We start from the raw sequence: 17991 nt of genomic DNA, 5'->3' as shown, positions 1-17991 counted from the left end.
AGGTGCTCGTGCGGGTGCCTCTTGTTATGGACCATCGCGTCGCGCCGCGGCAACAGGTTTTCCGCCGGCGCCCCCGGTTCCCGCGTCCTTGACTCGATTTTGTTAACGATATATCGTCGAGCTATCTCGATAAGAGATTATGTATCGTCAATCGATCGCCAAGGATCGAGGAGATCAGGAGGACACCATGACCGCGATGTCGATGCCCTGGTCCTGGGGCGGCGGACGCCCTGATGGCCAGGGGCCCCGGAATCGGGGAGCCGGGGGGTGGGACGCACCCGCCCCCGAGGACGACAACGGCGCACCGTCCCGCGGCCGCCGTGAGGCGCGCCGTGCCGCGCGCCGCGCCTGGGCCGCCGCCGGCGGCCCCTGGGGGCCGTGGAACGCCATGGGCGGCCCCGGCCACCACCACGCCGGCTACCACCCGCCGCACCCCCCTCAGCCGCCCCGGCCGCCGCACTGGGGCGGCGGGGCGCCCTTCGGGCCGGGCGGGCCGTTCGGCCCCTTCGGCGGCGGGCCCCGGCACCGGCGGGGCGGCGGCCCCCGCGCCCGGCGCGGCGACGTGCGCACGGGTATCCTGCTGCTGCTGGCCGAGGAGCCGCGCAGCGGCTACGAGATCATCCGCGAAGGCAAGGAGCGCAGCAACGGCGCCTGGCGGCCCAGCCCCGGATCGGTCTACCCCATGCTCCAGCAGTTGGAGGACGAAGGCCTCGTCCGGCCGGCCGAGAACGCCGGAAGCGGGCGCCGCAGGCCCTTCGAGCTGACCGAGGAGGGCCACGGCTACGTCGAGCAGAACGCGGCCGACCTCACGGCCCCCTGGGAGAGCGTCGCCGAGGAGTACGAGGACTCCCAGGCGCGCTACGCCGAGATCGGCGCCCTGGCCTACCAGCTCTCCGCCGCGGCCGCGCAGGTCGCCCAGGCGGGCACCGACGACCAGCTCGACCAGGCCAAGCGGCTGCTGGCCGAGACCAAGCGGGGCCTCTACCGCATCCTGGCCGAGGACGAGCGCGCAGAGGGCGCGGACGGTCCCGCCGGTGCGGGCGACGGCGCCTGACACCCCCTCCGGGCGCCGGCGGGGCGGGGGCGGCCGCGGGGGCGCGGTCCCCGTCCCGCGGCCGGACCGTCACTGCCCGACGGTGCCGTCCGCCAGTTCGCGCAGGATGTCCAGGTGCCCGTTGTGGCGCGCGGTCTCCTCGATCATGTGCACCAGCACCCACCGCAGCGTCACCGGCCGGCCGTCGGATCCGGAGTTGCGGGCCGCGCCGCCCAGCTCCGACCGCGCCGTGATCTCGCGCGATCGCGCGCACTGCTCCTCGTACGCGCCCAGCAGCACACCGAGCGGCGTGCGGGCGCCCAGACGCCATTCGGCGTCTCTGTCGTCGGGGGTATAGGGTCCTTGATCGGGCAGGCCGAGGAGGCGCACCTCGAACCAGAAGTGCTCGATCCAGCGCAGGTGCGAGACGATCCCGCCGATCGAGGTCAGCGGTGACGACGCAAGGGGCGCCGCCGCGGCGTGCTCGTCGGCCAGGCCGGCGCACTTCTCCCGGACCGTCGCCCGCTGCCAGTCCAGCCACGAGGTGAGCATCGTGCGCTCGTCGGCGGAGAGCGGCGGGTCGACACGGTGCCAGGCGTTCGTCGTGTTCGTCATCGGGCCATTGTCGGCGGCCGCCAGGACGCGCACCACCGGTTTTCGCCGGTGGGACCGCGTTCGGCGGGCACAGGGAAAAGGGAACGGGGACCGCAGTGACCGGAAGAGGCGACGCACCCCGCCCGGGGGTGCGCGGACGGACGGCCGCCGGCGCCGCGGTCGCGGCGGGGATCGCGGCGCTGGGCGCTCCGCTGGGCCTGCTCTGGTGGCTGGTCGCCCCCCGTCCCGAGGTCACCGCGACCGGCGGCGGCGACTCCGTGCCCTATCCGGTGTCGGAGTCGGTGTTCGCCATGGACGGCTCCTACGCGCTGATCATGATGGCCGCCGGGATCGCCACGGGCTACTGCGCCTACCTGGTGCAGTACCGGCTCGCCGTGCGCGACCGCACCGACCTGCGGCTGACCTGCCTGCTCGCGACCGCGGCCGGCGCCCTCGCGGGCTCGGTGATCGCCTGGCGGCTGGGGGTCCTGCTCGACGCCGCCGAATTCGGCCGCGCCCTCGACCAGGCCGCCCCGGGCGACCTCGTCCGCTCCGGCCTCCGGCTCGAGGCGCTGAGCGCGCTCGTGGCCTGGCCCTTCGTCGCCGTACTCCAGTACGGCCTGTTCGACGCCGTCAGCCTGTGGCGCCGCGACCTCCCGGTCCAGCGCGCGCAGGCGGAGTCCTGGGCCGCGTCCCCGGAAGCGGGCGGCCCCGGAGCCCCCGGCGACGGCCCCGGCCCCGGCCCCACCGGCGACCCGTCGGCCTGACACCCGGCCCCCGCCGCCCGCGTCACGGCTGAGCCCCGCCCCGGCCGGAGCCCGGGCCGCCCACCGACCGCCCGCAGGCGGCGGCGAAGGACCGCACGAGGCGGACCTCGCGCGGCCCGCCGTCCGGCGACGGCCGCGGCCCGCGGGGGCGCCTGCGCAGGGAGCGGAATCCGATGAGGGCCGTGGCCCGCAGAGCGGCGTCGACCGGGTCGGACCCGGGGGAGCCCGTACGGGCCTCGGCCAGCACGGCATCGCCCGCCAGCGTGCGCGGCCCCAGCCCGCCCCCGGTCAGCCGGTAGCAGCCGAACAGCGCGAACCACCCCCCGAACAGGCCCAGCGCGCACAGCAGCTCCGTCCGCGTCGCGCTCGCCGGCGCCGCGGCGGCCGTCGCGGCCGTGGCGGCGAGCACCGCGCCGGGCATGCCGCCGACGCACCGGTCGGTGAGGTGCAGCAGGAAGGGGTAGGCGAGCAGCAGTAGCCCGAAGAGCACCGGCCGCAGGCCGGACCACCCGCCGGGCGGCAGGACCGCCGAGACCAGGGCGCACCCGCCCACCACGACGCCGGCCGCGCCGATGAGCGCCTGGAGGAGCCAGGCGGTGCGCCGGAGCGCCCGCGTCCGCCGCCCCCGGTCGGGCGGGAAGAGCAGCCCGAGCCGGCGCAGCCGCCAGAGCAGGGCCACCGCGGGGTCGCCCTTCGCCGCGGCGCCCACCAGCTGGTCCGCCGGCACCGTGCGGTCGCCGGGCAGGCGGGCGTCGAGCAGCCGCGTGAAGGGGGCGGGGGACAGCGGCCGGGGGGCCGGGCCGTTCTCGGCGTGCCGGGGGCGGGCCACCGCGCCGTGCCCGTGGGCGACGGCGCGGCCGGTCAGGTACAGCTCGGCCAGGGCGACCTCGCCCAGCCGCTGGGCGCCTCCGGCGAGCATCCCCAGCTCGAAGGGGCTCAGCTCCGACGGGCCCACGGGCGGGCGCAGGGGCCCGCTCGCGCGCACGCGGGTGTGGCAGAGGCGAGTGACCGCGTAGCAGCAGGCGATGGCGGCATAGCACAGCGTCAAGCCGAGTACGGCCGCCCCGACCATCGTGCCTCCCTCGCGCAGCCGTCCGCCGCGGCGTCCCCCCACGGTAGATCCACAGGGGCGTGCCGACAAGGGGCGATCGTCCGGCTACACCGGGTCAGCGCGGGCGGCGGTGGCGATGGGGCCGGTGGCGGCGCCGGTGAGCCGGATGAGGTCGGCGGGGGCGAGCTCCATCTGCAGCCCCCGCCGGCCGGCCGAGACGTAGACGGTCGCGTACGCGGCGACCGACGCGTCGATGACGGTGGGCAGCCGCTTGCGCTGGCCCAGGGGGCTGATCCCGCCGCGGACGTAGCCGGTGGTCCGTTCGGCCGCCTTGGGGTCGGCCATCGCGGCCTTCTTCCCGCCCGCGGCGGCGGCCAGCGCCTTGAGGTCCAGGCTCGCGCCCACGGGGACCACCCCGACGGTGAGGGCGCCGTCGACCTCGGCGACCAGCGTCTTGAACACCCGGCCGCGCTCCACGCCCAGCGCGTCGGCGGCCTCCTCGCCGTAGGAGGCCCCGCCGCCCGACGCCTCATAGGGGTGCAGGGTGAACCCGATCTTCGCGCGCCCGGCCGCGACCGTGGCCGGAGTGCCCTTTCCGCTCACCTGCGACTCCTCGTGTGGACCCCGGCGTGCGCCGGGCGGCGGCCGGCGCGCCGCGCTCAGTTGAGGCTGACCGACCGGCTCATGAACTGCCCGGCGGGCAGCATCGGCAGCGAGCCCAGCACGCGGTTCTCCTGGCGCAGCAGCCCGGCGGCCATCTCCAGGCGCGCGGCGGCGTGGTCGGCTTCCAGCAGCCGCTGCTTGTCCCGCTGATCGACGATCATCGCAGCGGAGACCGCGTAGGACAACGGCAGCGGGCCCGTCGGCAGCTCGGAGGGCGGATCGGTGGGCACGCCGACCCGCTTCAGCCGCTCGCAGTAGACGCCGAACAGCCGGCCCACGTGCTCGGCGTGCCGGTCGGCGTCCAGCCCCTCGGCATCGGGGATGGGCGTGGTGTCGGCGCGCGGGTAGGGGTGGTCGTCGTCGGCGGGCCAGACCTCCTCGACCCGGAACCGCGAACCGCCCTCGACCATGAGGTCGAAGCGGCCGTCGCGGTGGCCGCGCACCGTGCGGATCTCGGCGATACAGCCGACCGCGGCGAGCTGGTGCGCGGAGCCGGAGCCCACCTCGTGGCCCAGCTCGATGCCCACGATCCCGAAGGAGCGCGCGTCCTCGGCGGGCAGGTCCAGCAGCTCGGTGATGAGACGGCGGTATCGGGTCTCGAACACGTGCAGCGGCAGCGTTCGGCCGGGGAACAGGACGCTCCCCAGCGGAAACAGCGGTAGCCGGTTGGGCATCCCCCAAGTATGCCCAACCCCGCGGCCGGGGCGGCGCGGGGCCGCGCCGCCCCCGGCGGTCAGGAGACGGAGGGGCCCGCGGTGTCGTGGGCCGGTCCGGGACCGCCCGCCACGTCGGGCATCTCGCGTGCGACCCAGGTCTCGATGTCGAAGAGGTCGCCCGCGCCGCGCTCGACGATGTTGAGGAGGGTCGTCATGGTCGCGACCTCCTCGACCTGCTCCTGGAGGAACCAGTTGAGGAACTGCTCGCCGGTGTAGTCGTGCTCCTCACGGGCCACGCGCGCCAGCAGCTGGATCTGCTCGGTCACCTGGCGCTCCTGGCGCAGCGCCAGGGCCACGAGCTCGCGCGGCTCGCTGAACTCCGTCTGGATTTCGCCGATGCCCGGAATGTTCGGCGCGACCTCATTGTCGATGAGGTAGCGCACCATCATGGTGGCGTGGTCGCGCTCCTCCAGCGATTGCCGGTAGAAGACGCGCGAGAGCTGCTGGAGATCGCGGTCGTCGAACCACGCCGCCAGGGCGAAGTACTGGTGTGACGCTGTGAACTCGTGTCCGACCTGCTCCAACAGGAGGCGGTGGAACTTCGACAGCCCGTGCTCGGGGGTTCTCGTTGGCGCGTTCATGCCTCCCACGATAACTCACGACAATGGCCAGGTCGATGAATGAAAAGGTAATGCCGAACACCAAGGCAAGCCTTTTCGAAGCATTATTAGGTTAGGTGTCCCAAAGTTAGGCGGGGCTTATTGGGAGGATTTATGTCGACGTTTTTACGTGGACCGTGCCCACCGCGCCCGGCCCGGCGCCCCGGGCGGCCCCCGGCCGGCGGCCGCGATGGGCGGCGACCGCGGCCGCCACCGGGTCTGACGTGCCCCAGGACCCCTAGAATGGGCCCGTGATCTCCCGAATCGATCTCCGAGGAAACCCAGGCGACCCGCGCGACCTGCTCCCGCGCCCCGAGCTGGACATCGAGGCGGCGCTCGACAAGGTCCGGCCGATCTGCGAGGACGTCCGCCATCGCGGCTCCGCGGCACTGGTCGAGCTGGCCGAGCGCTTCGACGGCGTCCGCCCCGCCGCCCTCAGAGTCCCCCGGGAGGACATCGACGCCGCCCTGGCCGGGCTCGACCCCGACGTGCGCGCGGCCCTGGAGGAGTCCATCCGCCGCGCCCGCCTGGTCCACGCCGCCCAGCGCCGCTCCGACACCACCACCCAGGTCGTCCCCGGCGGCACCGTCACCGAGCGCTGGGTGCCCGTCGGCCGCGTCGGCCTCTACGCGCCCGGCGGGCGCGCCGTCTACCCCTCCAGCGTCGTCATGAACGTCGTCCCCGCCCAGGAGGCCGGGGTCGCCTCGCTGGCCGTCGCCTCCCCGCCCCAGGCCGAGTTCGGCGGCCTGCCGCACCCCACCGTCCTCGCCGCGTGCGCGCTGCTCGGCGTCGACGAGGTGCACGCCGTCGGCGGCGCCCAGGCCGTCGCCATGTTCGCCTACGGCACCGCCGAGTGCGCGCGCGCCGACATGGTCACCGGCCCCGGCAACATCTGGGTGGCCGCGGCCAAGCGGCTGCTCAAGGGGGTCATCGGCATCGACGCCGAGGCCGGCCCCACCGAGATCGCCGTCCTCGCCGACGACACCGCCGACCCCGGCTACGTCGCCGCCGACCTCATCAGCCAGGCCGAGCACGACGTCGTCGCCGCCTCCGTCCTGGTCACCCCCTCCGCCGAGCTCGCCGGCCGGGTCGAATCCGAACTCGCCGCCCGCGTCGCCGCCACCCGCCACCGCGACCGCGTCACCGAGGCCCTGGGCGGGCGCCAGTCGGCCATCGTGCTCGTCGACGACCTCGACCACGGCCTCGCCGTGGTCGACGCCTACGCCGCCGAGCACCTGGAGGTCATGACCGCCGACCCCGCCGCCGTGGCCGCCCGCGTGCGCAACGCCGGCGCGGTCTTCGTCGGCGCCTACTCGCCGGTCTCCCTCGGCGACTACTGCGCGGGCTCCAACCACGTCCTGCCCACCGGCGGCAGCGCCCTGCACTCCTCCGGGCTGAGCGTGCAGACCTTCCTGCGGGGCATCCACGTCATCGACTACGACCGCCGCGCCCTCGCCGAGGTCGCCGACCGCGTCGTCGCCCTCGCCGAGGCCGAGGACCTGCCCGCGCACGGCGAGGCCGTCACCGCCCGCATGGCCGGCACCGGCGCGGCCGTCGCCGCCCACTCCGCCGCCGCAGGGGGGAACCCGTGAGCGAGATCCGCATCGACGACCTGCCGATCCGCGACGACCTGCGCGGCCGCAGCCCCTACGGCGCACCGCAGCTCGACGTCCCGGTGGCGCTCAACACCAACGAGAACCCCTACCCGCCCTCCGAGCGGCTGGCCGAGGCGCTGTCCCGCGCGGTCGCCGCCACCGCCGCCGGGCTCAACCGCTACCCCGACCGCGACGCCACCCGGCTGCGCGAGGGCCTCGCCGCCTACCTCGGCCACGGCCTCGGCATGCGCGACGTCTGGGCGGCCAACGGCTCCAACGAGGTCCTCCAGCAGATCCTCCAGGCGTTCGGCGGACCCGGCCGCACCGCCATGGGCTTCGAGCCGTCCTACTCCATGCACCCCATCATCGCGGGCGTCACCGGCACCGGCTGGAGCCCCCGGCAGCGCGGCGCCGGCTTCGGCATCGACGCCGACGCCGCCGTCGACGCCATCACCCGCGAACAGCCCGACATCGTCTTCCTGACCTCGCCCAACAACCCCACCGGAACCGCCCTTCCGCCGGCGGTCGTCGAGCGCGTCGCCGCCGCCGCGCCCGGCATGGTCGTCGTCGACGAGGCCTACGCCGAATTCCGCCGCGAGGGCACGCCCAGCGCCCTCTCGCTGCTGCCCGACCACCCGCGGCTGATCGTCACCCGCACCATGTCCAAGGCATTCGCCCTGGCCGGCGCCCGCGTGGGCTACCTCGCCGCGCACCCCGCCGTGGTCGACGCCCTCCAGCTGGTCCGGCTGCCCTACCACCTGTCGGCGGTGACCCAGGCCGTCGCCGCGACCGCCCTGGACTTCACCGACGAACTCCTCGGCGCCGTCAAGCACCTGCGCGAGGAGCGCGACTCCCTCGTCGCCTGGCTGCGCGGCCGCGGCCACACGGTCGCCGACTCCGACGCCAACTTCGTCCTCTTCGGCGAGTTCGCCGACCGCTCCGCCACCTGGAGGGGGCTGCTCGACCACGGCGTGCTCATCCGCGAGGTCGGCCCGCCCGGGTGGCTGCGCGTCACCGTCGGCACCCCCGAGGAGATGGCGGCCTTCCGCGCCGCGCTGACCCGGGTCACGGCCGGCGGCGGGGAACCCTGAGCCCGAGCCACCGCCCACACCGCCACACCACCAGGAGAACCGCAGACCCATGAGCCGCACCGGCCGCGTCGAACGCACCACCAAGGAGACCAAGGTCACCGTCGAGATCGACCTCGACGGCACCGGCACCGCCGACATCGCCACCGGCGTGGGCTTCTACGACCACATGCTCGACCAGCTCGCCAAGCACGGGCTGTTCGACCTCACCGTGCGCACCGAGGGCGACCTGCACATCGACGCCCACCACACCATGGAGGACACCGCCCTCGCCCTGGGGGCGGCCTTCCGGGAGGCGCTGGGCGACAAGGCCGGCATCCGCCGGTTCGCCGACGCCAAGGTGCCCCTCGACGAAGCGCTCGCCGAGGTCACCGTCGACGTCTCCGGCCGCCCCTACCTCGTGCACAGCGAACCCGAGGGCATGGCGCCGGTCATCGGCCGCGACTACGACACCACCATGACCCGCCACATCTTCGAGTCGTTCGTCGCCCAGGCGCGCGTGGCGCTGCACGTCCGCGTGCCCTACGGCCGCAACGCCCACCACATCGTCGAATGCCAGTTCAAGGCGTTCGCGCGGGCGCTGCGGTTCGCGTGCGAGCGCGACCCCCGCGTCACCGGCGTCCCCTCGACCAAGGGCGCCCTCTGATGGAGCACCTCGGGGCGATCCTCCTGCTGGCGCTGGGCGGGCTGCTGGCGGGCGGGGCCTACTCCTTCTGGACCGGGGCGGGCGCCGCCGACCAGGGCGCCGAGCGTGGCCGCACGCGGACCGGCCGCTACATCGCCGCCGGGCTCGCCCTGTGCGCCGTGCTCTCCGCCGCCGGGGGCGTCCTCCGGCTCGGCTACCTCCCCTTGTGACCCCGCCCGCCGGGACACCCGGCCCGCACCCCGACCACACGAAAGGCGGCCCCGTGCAGCGACGCGTTGTCATCCTCGACTACGGCTCGGGCAACCTGCGCTCCGCGCAGCGCGCCGTGGAGCGCACCGGCGCCCACGTCACCGTCACCGGCGACCCGCACGCCGCCCTCGACGCCGACGGGCTCATCGTCCCCGGAGTCGGCGCCTTCGACGCGTGCATGCGCGGGCTGCGCGGGGTCGGCGGCGACCGGGTCATCGGCAAGCGGCTCGCCGGCGGCCGGCCCGTCCTGGGCATCTGCGTCGGCATGCAGGTCCTGTTCGAACGCGGCGTCGAGCACGGGGTGGCCACGGAGGGCTGCGGCGAGTGGCCGGGCACCGTCGAGCGCCTGCGCGCCCCGATCGTCCCGCACATGGGCTGGAACACCGTGGACGTCCCCGGCGGCTCCCGGCTGTTCGCGGGCATCGCCCCCGGCGAGCGCTTCTACTTCGTGCACTCCTACGGCGTGCTCGACTGGACGCTCGACCCCGACAGCCCCTACATCACCCCGCCCCTGGTCACCTGGAGCACCCACGGCAGCCCGTTCGTGGCGGCCGTGGAGAACGGGCCGCTGTGGGCCACCCAGTTCCACCCCGAGAAGTCCGGCGACGTCGGCGCCACCGTCCTGGCCAACTGGGTCGCGACCCTCTGAGCGGGCTCCCCGCAGGCGTCCGGCCCCCATCAACGAAGGTCCAACGATTCCCATGTCCACCACCCTCGAACTCCTCCCGGCCGTCGACGTCGCCGGCGGCCAGGCCGTCCAGCTCGTCCAGGGCAAGGCCGGATCCGGCGGGCGCTACGGCGACCCCCTCGAAGCCGCCCTGAACTGGCAGCGCAGCGGAGCCGAATGGATCCACCTGGTCGACCTCGACGCCGCGTTCGGTCGGGGCCACAACCGGGAGCTGCTGACCGGCATCGTGGGCCGCCTCGACGTGCGCGTGGAGCTGTCGGGCGGCATCCGCGACGACGCGTCGCTGGAGGCCGCGCTGGCCACCGGCTGCACCCGGGTCAACATCGGCACCGCCGCGCTGGAGAACCCCGAGTGGTGCGCCGAGATCATCGCCCGGCACGGCGACCGCATCGCCATCGGCCTGGACGTGCGCGGCACCACCCTGGCCGCGCGCGGCTGGACCCGCGACGGCGGCGACCTTTTCACCACCCTCGACCGCTTGGAGGCCGAGGGCTGCGCCCGCTACGTCGTGACCGACGTCAACAAGGACGGCACCCTCAAGGGCCCCAACCTGGACCTGCTGCGCACGGTGTGCGAGCGCACCGACCGGCCGGTGGTCGCCAGCGGCGGCGTCTCCAGCCTCGACGACCTGCGCGCCATCGCCACCCTCGCGCCCATCGGCGTCGAAGGGGCCATCATGGGCACCGCCCTCTACGAGGGCGCGTTCACCCTTGAGGACGCGCTGGAGGCGGTGAAGGGCGCGTGAGCCTGGCCATCCGCGTGATCCCCTGCCTCGACGTCGACGCCGGCCGCGTGGTCAAGGGGGTCAACTTCCAGAACCTGCGCGACGCCGGCGACCCCGTCGAGCTCGCCGCCCGCTACGATGCCGCGGGCGCCGACGAGCTCACGTTCCTCGACGTCACCGCCTCCAGCGGCGACCGCGAGACCACCTACGACGTCGTGCGCCGCACCGCCGAACAGGCGTTCATCCCGCTGACCGTGGGCGGCGGCGTCCGCGCCGCCGAGGACGTCGACCGGCTGCTGCGCGCCGGCGCCGACAAGGTCGGCGTCAACACCGCCGCCATCGCCCGCCCCGAGCTGATCCGGGAGATCTCCGTCCGGTTCGGCAGCCAGGTCCTGGTCCTCTCCGCCGATGTGCGCCGCACCACCGGCGGCACCGCCACCCCGAGCGGCTTCGAGGTCACCACGCACGGCGGGCGCCGCGGCACTGGGATCGACGCCGTCGAATGGGCCGCGCGAGCCGCCGAGCTGGGAGCGGGCGAGATCCTGCTGAACTCCATGGACGCCGACGGCACAAAGGCCGGATTCGACCTCGAACTCATCCGCGCCGTGCGCGCGGTCGTCGCCATCCCCCTGATCGCCAGCGGCGGCGCCGGGCGGGTCGAGGACTTCGCACCGGCCGTCGACGCCGGCGCCGACGCCGTCCTGGCCGCCTCGGTCTTCCACTTCGGCGCTTTCACCATCGGCGATGTCAAAGCGGAGCTGCGCGCCCGGGGCCACGCGGTGCGCTAGCCGGTTCGGCCTGCCCATCGGACACGCCCTCCCCACCGGTCCCGCTTCCGCCCACGTTGTCGGCCTCGCGTGGAATAGTGCGAAGGGAGCGGCTGCTGAACAGAAAAGAACTACGACCGATCCGCCCCGCGGAGTAGGTTGTGTCCGCGTGCCGTCCCGTCATCGGATGGCACGTGTTCTTTGTGCGCGCTCCGTTGTGCGCGGTGGGTGAGGACCGAAGGGCAGGGTGGTGACGCATGGTCGCGGACGACTCCACGGAGGGCGCGGAACAGGAGACGACGACGGTGTTCGGGCGCGGCATGCGCGTCCTGGGCGTGGCCATGCGCACCGAGCCCTGGGTGTTCGCGGTCGCCGTCGCCGGAGCCTCGCTGCACGCCGCCGTCACGGTCGGATCGGCCGCGGTCCTGGGCCGCATCACCGACGGCGTCATCCTCCCCGCCTTCGCCGAAGGCCGCACCACCGCGGCCGCCCTCGCCACCGCCGCCGCGCTGCTCCTCGGCGTCGGCGTCGCCAAGGCCCTCGGCCTGGCGGCCCGCCGCCTCTACGCCGGCCTCATGCAGTTCCGCATGCAGGCCCGCTACCGTCGCTCGGTGTCGCGCACCTACCTGCGCCTGCCGCTGGCCTGGCACCACCGCCACCCCACCGGCCAGCTCCTGTCCAACGCCAACGCCGACGTCGAGGCCGCCTGGCAGCCCCTCGCGCCGCTGCCCATGGCCGTCGGCGGCGTGGTCATGCTCGCCGTCGCCGCGGTGGCCATGGTCGTCACCGACCCCGTCCTCGCCCTCGTCGCCTTCGTCACCTTCCCGGTGCTGGCCGCCCTCAACGTCGCCTTCCAGCGCAGGGTCACCCCCATGGCCACCCGCGCCCAGGCGCTGCGCGCCCAGGTCAGCGAGGTCGCCCACGAATCCTTCGACGGCGCCCTGGTCGTCAAGACCCTCGGCCGCGAGGACACCGAGACCGAGCGCTTCACCGTCGCCGCCCACCGCCTGCGCGACGCCCAGATCCAGGTCGGCCGCATGCGGTCGGTGTTCGACCCGGTCATGGAGGCCCTGCCCAACTTCGGCGTCCTCGCCGTCCTGCTCATCGGCTCCTGGCGGCTGTCCGAGAACGCCATCGCCCCCGGCGACCTCGTGCAGATCTCCTTCCTGTTCACCCTCCTCGCCATGCCCATCCGCTCCTTCGGCTGGATCCTGGGCGACCTGCCGCGCAGCGTCGTGGGCTGGGACCGGGTGCAGGCGGTCCTCTCGGCATCGGGCCGGATGGAGCACGGCGACGCCGCCGTCACCGGCCGCGGCGGCGTCCGCGTCACCCTCCGCGACGTCTCCTTCTCCTACGAGGACGGCTACGACCCCGACCACGACCCCGCCGCGTCCTCCGGGCGCGACCTCGCCGCGGCACCGGCCGCCGGCACCGCCCGCACGACCGTCCTGCACGGCGTCGACGCCGACTTCGCCCCGGGCCGCACCGTGGCCCTGGTCGGCCCCACCGGGTCCGGCAAGTCCACCCTGACCACCCTGCTCATGCGCCTCGTCGACCCCGACTCCGGCACCGTGTCCTACGACGGCACCGACGTCCGCGACCTCGCCAAGGGCGAGATCGCCCGCGCCGCCGCCCTCGTCCCGCAGTCCACCTTCGTCTTCGAGGACACCGTCCGCGACAACATCACCCTGGGCGCGAAGGTGGAGGACACCCGGGTGTGGGCCGCCCTGCGCCTGGCGCGCGCCGACTCCTTCGTCGCCGCCCTGCCCGACGGGCTCGACACCCGCCTCGGCGAGCGCGGGACCACGCTGTCGGGCGGCCAGCGCCAGCGCCTCGCCCTGGCCCGCGCCGTGGTCCGCCGCCCCCGCCTGCTCATCCTCGACGACGCCACCTCAGCGGTCGACCCGCAGATCGAGGCGCAGATCCTGGGCGGGCTGCGCGAGACCGAGCTGGCGGCCACGGTCATCGTGGTCGCCTACCGGCGCGCCACCATCGAACTCGCCGACGACGTCGTCTACATGGAGCGCGGCACCGTCGCCGACCGCGGCACCCACGAGGAGCTGCTCGCCCGCTCCCCGGGCTACAACCGCCTGGTCACCGCCTACGAGCGGGCCGCGGAGGAGTCCGCCGAGCCCACGCCCGAAGGCGCGGCCCGGCGAGAGGTGCCCACCGCGCCCGCGGCGGCCCCGCCCCCGGTGCCGCTCGGCGGCCCCGCCGGCACCACCCCTGAGAGCACCGAGGAGACCGAGGAGATCGTGCGATGAGCGCCCCCGCGACCACCCGCGAGCGCGGCCCGGCCGACGGCGCACCCGCCGAAGCCCCGGCGCTGCACCGCTCGACCGACTCCGCGCTGGGCACCATCCGCCGCGGCCTGCGGCTGTCCCCGGAGTTCGGCCACGGGCTGGGCGTGACCCTGCTCTTCGCCGTCGTCGCCACCGCCGGCAAGGTCATCGTGCCCATCGCCGTGCAGCAGATCATCGACCGCGGTATCTCCACCGGCGGGACAGGCGTCGACCTGGGCTTCGTCTCCTCCATGGTGGCGGTGTGCACGCTCCTGCTGATCGCCACCATGGTCTGCTCCTACCTGATGAACTACCGGCTCTACCGGGCCACCGAATCCGGGCTGGCCACGCTGCGCCGCAAGGCGTTCCGGCACGTCCACGACCTGTCGGTGCTCACCCAGAACAGCGAGCGCAAGGGCGCCCTGGTCTCCCGGGTCACCTCCGACGTCGACCAGATCAGCACGTTCATGCAATGGGGCGGCCTGCTGCTGATCGTCAGCACCGGCCAGCTCCTCGTCGCCACCGTCCTCATGGCGGTCTACTCCTGGCAGCTCACCCTGCTGGTGTGGGTGTGCTTCCTGCCGCTGCTGTTCGGCGTCCGCTGGCTGCAGCGGCGGCTGTCGGCCGCCTACCTGAAGGTCCGCGAGCGCACCGGGGAGATGCTCGGCGCCATCGGCGAGACCGTCATGGGCGCCGCGGTCATCCGGGCCCACGGCACCGAGGACCGCACCGCCCGGCGCATCGACGACACCGTCCTGGCCACCCGGACCGCCCAGGTGCGCGCGCAGCGCCTGTCCATGGCGGTCTCCCCGTTCGCCGAACTCGTCGCCGCCATAGGCAACGCCGCGGTCGTCGTCGCCGGCGTGCTGCTGGGCATCGGGGGCGACATCACCCCCGGCGAGCTGGTCGCCTTCCTGTTCCTCATGACCCTGTTCGTCATGCCGATGATGATGGCGACGGAGATCTTCAACGAGGCGCAGAACGCGATCGCCGGATGGCGGCGGGTCCTGGGCGTCCTCGACACCGTCCCCGACATCGCCGACCCCGGCGACGCCGGCCGGGTGCTCCCGCGCGGCCCCGTGCGGGTGCGCTTCGACGGCGTCTCCTACGCCTACCCCGACGGCCCCACCGTGCTGGCCGGCGTCGACGAGGAGATCGCCCCCGGCACCCGGGTGGCGGTCGTCGGCGAGACCGGGTCGGGCAAGACCACCTTCGTCAAGCTCCTCACCCGGCTCATGGACCCGGTCGAGGGCCGGGTGCTCCTCGACGGCGTGGACCTGCGCGAGGTCGGGTTCTCCTCGCTGCGCAGCCGCGTGGTGATGGTCCCCCAGGAAGGGTTCCTCTTCGACAGCTCCCTGGGCGCCAACATCCGCTTCGCCCGGCCCGAGGCCACCGACGCCGAACTGGAGGAGGCCGTCCGCGAGCTCGGCCTCGCCGACTGGCTCGGCTCCCTGGCCCACGGCCTCGACACCCCGGTCGGCCAGCGCGGCGAATCGCTGTCAGCGGGGGAGAGGCAGCTCGTCGCCCTCGTGCGCGCCTACGTCGCCGACCCCGACCTGCTCGTGCTGGACGAGGCCACCTCGGCCGTCGACCCCGATACCGAGGTCCGCATCCAGCGCGCCCTGGACCGGCTCACCCGCGGGCGCACCTCGGTGACCATCGCCCACCGGCTCTCCACCGCCGAGGCCGCCGACGAGGTGTTCGTCTTCGACGACGGCCGGGTCGTCCAGCGGGGCACGCACGGCCGGCTCGTGGACCGCCCCGGCGTCTACGCCGACCTGTACGCCTCCTGGGTGCGCAGCTCGGCGTGAGCGGCGCCGCCCCCGGCCCGGGGACGGGTCAGGCCCGCCGGCGCCGCCACCAGTGCGCCGCCAGCAGCTCGCCCACCACCGGCTCGGTGAGCAGCCGCACATCGGGGTCGCCGTCGCCCAGGTAGCGCACGGCGGCCGCCGCCCCCTCCACCGCGCCGCCCACGGCGACCAGGGTGCCGTGCAGCTGGAGCAGGTGATCGGCCACCCGTTCGTCGTAGTGCGAACCGGTGAACAGCAGCGCGCGGTAGTCCGTCACCGCCGCCAGATAGCGGTCGGTGTGCGACCATTCGCCCGACTCAGCGGCGTAGGCGGCCCGCACCGGCCCCTGCCGGATCGCCAGCGCCGCCTGCCGCGCCGATGCCAGCCGCTCCACCGGCGCCACCAGGTGGACGCCGTCGCGGGAGTCCAGGGCGGCGGCCACATCCGGTACCCACGCCGGGGCGCGGTCGACCAGGTCGGCGATCGCGTTGGCCGCGCGGCGCAGGCTGCGGGTGAGGTCGGCGGCGCCCGCCGCCGGCGCCCCCAGCCGGTGCCCGAGGAGCAGGAGCAGGGCCAGCGCGTTCTGGTACGCGCGGCACGACAGGCCGCTGCGCTCGACGCCCGACAGCAGCGGCACGAGGATGTCGGCGTAGCGCGCCACCGGGGAGTCGGGGTCGGGGGTCAGCACGATGATCGCCGATCGCTCCACGTACTCGTCGAGCGCGGTGCACAGCTCGCGCAGGCCCCCGCCCACCGATACCGCCACCACCAGCGTGTCGGGTCCCGGCGGCAGCGACCGCTCGGTCGCGGCGTACTCCGCGACCGCGCCCAGGCCCGCCAGCCGCATCCGGGCCGCCGCCGCCTCGCAGGCGTAGCGGGCGGCCCCCGTTCCCAGCAGCAGGATCCCCGCCGGTTCGTCGTCGACCAGGGCCGGCAGGGCGGAGAAGGGGTCGTGCCGGGCGAGGCGGTCGGCCAGCGCGGTCAGCGCGTCGGGTTTCGCCGCCAGGTCGGCGGTGAGCAGCTGGGCGGTCACGGGGCTCCTGCGAGTCGTCATGGGTGTGGGCCGGCGCCAGAGAACTCTACTGAGCCCCCGAAGCGCCGCCCGACCGCCGCCTCCCCGAGGGTATGGCCTTTGTCACCCGGGGCCCCGGGGCGCAACCGGTGCCCCCGCGCCGACCTTTGCCGACGGCGCCATAGGCTGGAGGTATGAGCGTCAGCCTCCCCGGGAACGGCTCGGACCCCGAATCGGGCGCCCGGCTTGACCCCTCCATCGCCGCGCTGCTCAAGCGCACCCGCGACGGCCTGGTACCCGCCATCGTGCAGCAGCACGACACCGGCGAGGTGCTCATGCTCGCCTGGATGGACGACGAAGCGCTGCGCCGCACGCTGACGACCCGCAGCGCCACCTACTGGTCGCGCAGCCGGGGCGAGTACTGGGTGAAGGGCGCCACCTCCGGAAACGTCCAGCACGTCGTCGCCGTCGCCCTCGACTGCGACGGCGACACCCTGCTCGTCAAGGTCGACCAGACCGGCGGCGCCTGCCACACCGGCGACCGCACCTGCTTCGACGCGACCCCGCTGCCGCTGGTTCCGGAGGCGGCCGGGAGAACGCCGTGACGGCCGCCACCCCGCGTCCGCGGCGCGGCGGGTTCACCGCCGCGCTCGCCGCCACCGCCGCGGGCGCCGCCGCACTCGCCGCGGCGTCGGGCCGGACCTGGGCCACCGGGGTGGTCGAGGTGGCCGGCCCGACCGCTCCCGCGCCGGTCGAGCTGGCCGGCACCGACCTCGCCCCGGCCGCCTCGGCCATGGGCATCGCGGGGCTCGCCGCCCTGGCCGCGCTCGTGGCCGCCCGCGGGTGGCCACGGCGGATCATCGGCCTGCTCATGACCCTGTTCGGGGCTATCGCGCTCCAGGCCGTGTGGAGCGGGACCCGCCCCGCCGAGCTCGCCCGGGTGGCCGCGGAGCAGGCCACGACCGACGGCCGGGTGGCCGCTCCCGACCTCGCCGCCGCCTGGCCGGCGCTGGCCGCCGCGGGAGCGGCGCTGCTCGTGCTCAGCGGCCTGGCCACCGCCGTCCGGGGGCCCTCCTGGCCCGGCATGGGCAGCCGGTACGATCGCCACAGCGTGCCGCGCACCGCGCGCACGGGCGACCCCGCGGAGCTGTGGAAGTCGCTCGACAGCGGGGAGGACCCCACGCTCGATCCAGCGGCGCCGGACACCGCGGCGCCCCCCGCGGACGCCCGCTGCCCCAGCACCGCGCCCCGGACGACGACCACGACGACCGTGCCGGAGACCGGCGACAATCCCCGACAGAAGGAGCCCTGATGGCCGACGAACACCACGAAGAGCACGACGACCACGGCAACACCGTCGCCGCCTGGTTCCTGACCCTCTCCTGGATCGCGGTGTGGACCGTGGCCGGCGTGGCGATCATCGGCGGCGCCGACCTGGTCACGTGGTCGGCGATCGCGCTGGGCGCCAGCGTCGTGTGCGCGGCCGTCGCCGGGGTCATGAAGAAGGCCGGACTCGGCCGCAGGACCCCGCGCCCGGTCCCGCCGACCGCCGAGGAGTGGGCCGCCGCCCGTGCCGCCGCCGAGCCGTCCGCCCCCGAGGCCGCCGACGGCGCCGCCGAGCCCGCCCCCGCGACCGCCGGATAGCGTCCGGTCCCGGTCCCCGGCATGGACGCGGATGCCCGTCACGGGTAGATTGGCCCGCACAGCGTCGTCATTACCTGATTCCG

20 protein-coding genes are annotated in these 17991 nt (G+C 74.9%); 14 read left to right on the top strand and 6 right to left on the bottom strand.

Annotation, left to right across the window (positions count from 1 at the left end; genetic code table 11):
* Positions 1–187 precede the first annotated feature (187 nt).
* On the top strand, positions 188–1054 hold the full coding sequence (locus tag ACFO4E_RS06025; protein ID WP_378572265.1) for a PadR family transcriptional regulator: 867 nt from the start codon (positions 188–190) through the stop codon (positions 1052–1054).
* 69 nt (positions 1055–1123) lie between these two features.
* Here ACFO4E_RS06025 and ACFO4E_RS06020 read toward each other — a convergent pair whose 3' ends face one another.
* A complete protein-coding gene (locus ACFO4E_RS06020; RefSeq protein ID WP_378572025.1) occupies positions 1124–1648 on the bottom strand; it encodes a DinB family protein in 525 nt (174 codons plus the stop codon).
* 95 nt (positions 1649–1743) lie between these two features.
* Between ACFO4E_RS06020 and ACFO4E_RS06015 the strand changes: the two genes are divergently transcribed.
* Complete coding sequence (locus tag ACFO4E_RS06015) at positions 1744–2394, top strand: hypothetical protein (protein WP_378572024.1); 651 nt, start codon at positions 1744–1746, stop codon at positions 2392–2394.
* 22 nt (positions 2395–2416) lie between these two features.
* Here ACFO4E_RS06015 and ACFO4E_RS06010 read toward each other — a convergent pair whose 3' ends face one another.
* Genes ACFO4E_RS06010 through ACFO4E_RS05995 form a run of 4 tightly spaced genes read right to left on the bottom strand, consistent with a single transcriptional unit; the run spans position 2417 to position 5405 of the window.
* Positions 2417–3508 carry a TIGR04222 domain-containing membrane protein gene (locus ACFO4E_RS06010; protein ID WP_378572023.1) on the bottom strand — a complete coding sequence of 364 codons (1092 nt, stop codon included), beginning with the start codon at positions 3506–3508 and terminating at the stop codon, positions 2417–2419.
* Positions 3509–3550: 42 nt separating this feature from the next.
* Complete coding sequence (ybaK, locus tag ACFO4E_RS06005) at positions 3551–4048, bottom strand: Cys-tRNA(Pro) deacylase (RefSeq protein WP_378572022.1); 498 nt, start codon at positions 4046–4048, stop codon at positions 3551–3553.
* A gap of 56 nt (positions 4049–4104) precedes the next feature.
* On the bottom strand, positions 4105–4782 hold the full coding sequence (locus tag ACFO4E_RS06000) for an LON peptidase substrate-binding domain-containing protein (protein WP_378572021.1): 678 nt from the start codon (positions 4780–4782) through the stop codon (positions 4105–4107).
* 59 nt (positions 4783–4841) lie between these two features.
* Positions 4842–5405: a ferritin gene (locus ACFO4E_RS05995; protein ID WP_378572020.1), complete on the bottom strand. Its 564-nt coding sequence runs from the start codon at positions 5403–5405 to the stop codon at positions 4842–4844.
* Between the two features lie 269 nt (positions 5406–5674).
* On the opposite strand from ACFO4E_RS05995, the gene hisD reads away from it, so the two are divergent.
* The 9 genes from hisD to ACFO4E_RS05950 all read left to right on the top strand — a co-directional run bounded on the left by hisD (position 5675) and on the right by ACFO4E_RS05950 (position 15273).
* The gene (hisD, locus tag ACFO4E_RS05990; protein ID WP_378572019.1) at positions 5675–7015 is read left to right on the top strand and encodes a histidinol dehydrogenase; all 1341 of its coding nucleotides are present in this window, start codon (positions 5675–5677) and stop codon (positions 7013–7015) included.
* Positions 7012–8109 (top strand): histidinol-phosphate transaminase, encoded by a 1098-nt coding sequence (locus ACFO4E_RS05985; RefSeq protein WP_378572018.1) that lies wholly within the window; start codon positions 7012–7014, stop codon positions 8107–8109. The genes hisD and ACFO4E_RS05985 overlap by 4 nt, the downstream gene beginning before the upstream one ends.
* A gap of 49 nt (positions 8110–8158) precedes the next feature.
* Positions 8159–8752 carry an imidazoleglycerol-phosphate dehydratase HisB gene (gene hisB, locus ACFO4E_RS05980; protein ID WP_378572017.1) on the top strand — a complete coding sequence of 198 codons (594 nt, stop codon included), beginning with the start codon at positions 8159–8161 and terminating at the stop codon, positions 8750–8752.
* Positions 8752–8961, top strand: a complete 210-nt coding sequence (locus ACFO4E_RS05975) for a hypothetical protein (protein ID WP_378572016.1) — start codon at positions 8752–8754, stop codon at positions 8959–8961. The genes hisB and ACFO4E_RS05975 overlap by 1 nt, the downstream gene beginning before the upstream one ends.
* A gap of 53 nt (positions 8962–9014) precedes the next feature.
* On the top strand, positions 9015–9650 hold the full coding sequence (gene hisH / locus ACFO4E_RS05970) for an imidazole glycerol phosphate synthase subunit HisH (RefSeq protein ID WP_378572015.1): 636 nt from the start codon (positions 9015–9017) through the stop codon (positions 9648–9650).
* A 52-nt stretch (positions 9651–9702) separates the two neighbouring features.
* The gene (priA, locus tag ACFO4E_RS05965; protein ID WP_378572014.1) at positions 9703–10434 is read left to right on the top strand and encodes a bifunctional 1-(5-phosphoribosyl)-5-((5-phosphoribosylamino)methylideneamino)imidazole-4-carboxamide isomerase/phosphoribosylanthranilate isomerase PriA; all 732 of its coding nucleotides are present in this window, start codon (positions 9703–9705) and stop codon (positions 10432–10434) included.
* Positions 10431–11201: an imidazole glycerol phosphate synthase subunit HisF gene (gene hisF, locus ACFO4E_RS05960; protein ID WP_378572013.1), complete on the top strand. Its 771-nt coding sequence runs from the start codon at positions 10431–10433 to the stop codon at positions 11199–11201. Before priA ends, hisF begins: the two co-directional genes overlap by 4 nt.
* A gap of 236 nt (positions 11202–11437) precedes the next feature.
* Positions 11438–13444 carry an ABC transporter ATP-binding protein gene (locus ACFO4E_RS05955; RefSeq protein ID WP_378572012.1) on the top strand — a complete coding sequence of 669 codons (2007 nt, stop codon included), beginning with the start codon at positions 11438–11440 and terminating at the stop codon, positions 13442–13444.
* The gene (locus tag ACFO4E_RS05950) at positions 13441–15273 is read left to right on the top strand and encodes an ABC transporter ATP-binding protein (RefSeq protein ID WP_378572011.1); all 1833 of its coding nucleotides are present in this window, start codon (positions 13441–13443) and stop codon (positions 15271–15273) included. Before ACFO4E_RS05955 ends, ACFO4E_RS05950 begins: the two co-directional genes overlap by 4 nt.
* A gap of 28 nt (positions 15274–15301) precedes the next feature.
* Here the strand turns inward: ACFO4E_RS05950 and ACFO4E_RS05945 are convergent, their stop codons facing one another.
* The gene (locus tag ACFO4E_RS05945; protein WP_378572010.1) at positions 15302–16285 is read right to left on the bottom strand and encodes an SIS domain-containing protein; all 984 of its coding nucleotides are present in this window, start codon (positions 16283–16285) and stop codon (positions 15302–15304) included.
* 173 nt (positions 16286–16458) lie between these two features.
* Between ACFO4E_RS05945 and hisI the strand changes: the two genes are divergently transcribed.
* From hisI to ACFO4E_RS05930, 3 genes are read left to right on the top strand one after another with little or no spacing between them, the layout of a single operon-like run.
* Complete coding sequence (hisI, locus tag ACFO4E_RS05940; protein WP_378572009.1) at positions 16459–16869, top strand: phosphoribosyl-AMP cyclohydrolase; 411 nt, start codon at positions 16459–16461, stop codon at positions 16867–16869.
* The gene (locus ACFO4E_RS05935; protein ID WP_378572008.1) at positions 16866–17576 is read left to right on the top strand and encodes a Trp biosynthesis-associated membrane protein; all 711 of its coding nucleotides are present in this window, start codon (positions 16866–16868) and stop codon (positions 17574–17576) included. The genes hisI and ACFO4E_RS05935 overlap by 4 nt, the downstream gene beginning before the upstream one ends.
* Entirely contained in the window at positions 17576–17908 is a 333-nt protein-coding gene (locus ACFO4E_RS05930; protein WP_378572007.1) for an HGxxPAAW family protein, read from the top strand. Before ACFO4E_RS05935 ends, ACFO4E_RS05930 begins: the two co-directional genes overlap by 1 nt.
* Positions 17909–17991: the final 83 nt, after the last annotated feature.

Origin of the sequence: Nocardiopsis mangrovi (genome assembly GCF_042653925.1) — a bacterium.
Lineage (GTDB): Bacteria > Actinomycetota > Actinomycetes > Streptosporangiales > Streptosporangiaceae > Nocardiopsis_B > Nocardiopsis_B mangrovi.
This window is presented reverse-complemented; position numbering and strand designations above follow the sequence as displayed.

Coding starts and splice junctions, on each gene's coding strand:
- ACFO4E_RS05950 (WP_378572011.1), top strand. CDS start 13,441: ATGAGCGCCCCCGCGACCACCCGCGAGCGCGGCCCGGCCGACGGCGCA.
- ACFO4E_RS06025 (WP_378572265.1), top strand. CDS start 188: ATGACCGCGATGTCGATGCCCTGGTCCTGGGGCGGCGGACGCCCTGAT.
- hisB (WP_378572017.1), top strand. CDS start 8,159: ATGAGCCGCACCGGCCGCGTCGAACGCACCACCAAGGAGACCAAGGTC.
- priA (WP_378572014.1), top strand. CDS start 9,703: ATGTCCACCACCCTCGAACTCCTCCCGGCCGTCGACGTCGCCGGCGGC.
- ACFO4E_RS06020 (WP_378572025.1), bottom strand. CDS start 1,648: ATGACGAACACGACGAACGCCTGGCACCGTGTCGACCCGCCGCTCTCC.
- ACFO4E_RS06000 (WP_378572021.1), bottom strand. CDS start 4,782: ATGCCCAACCGGCTACCGCTGTTTCCGCTGGGGAGCGTCCTGTTCCCC.
- ACFO4E_RS05955 (WP_378572012.1), top strand. CDS start 11,438: ATGGTCGCGGACGACTCCACGGAGGGCGCGGAACAGGAGACGACGACG.
- ACFO4E_RS05975 (WP_378572016.1), top strand. CDS start 8,752: ATGGAGCACCTCGGGGCGATCCTCCTGCTGGCGCTGGGCGGGCTGCTG.
- ACFO4E_RS05930 (WP_378572007.1), top strand. CDS start 17,576: ATGGCCGACGAACACCACGAAGAGCACGACGACCACGGCAACACCGTC.
- hisI (WP_378572009.1), top strand. CDS start 16,459: ATGAGCGTCAGCCTCCCCGGGAACGGCTCGGACCCCGAATCGGGCGCC.
- ACFO4E_RS05995 (WP_378572020.1), bottom strand. CDS start 5,405: ATGAACGCGCCAACGAGAACCCCCGAGCACGGGCTGTCGAAGTTCCAC.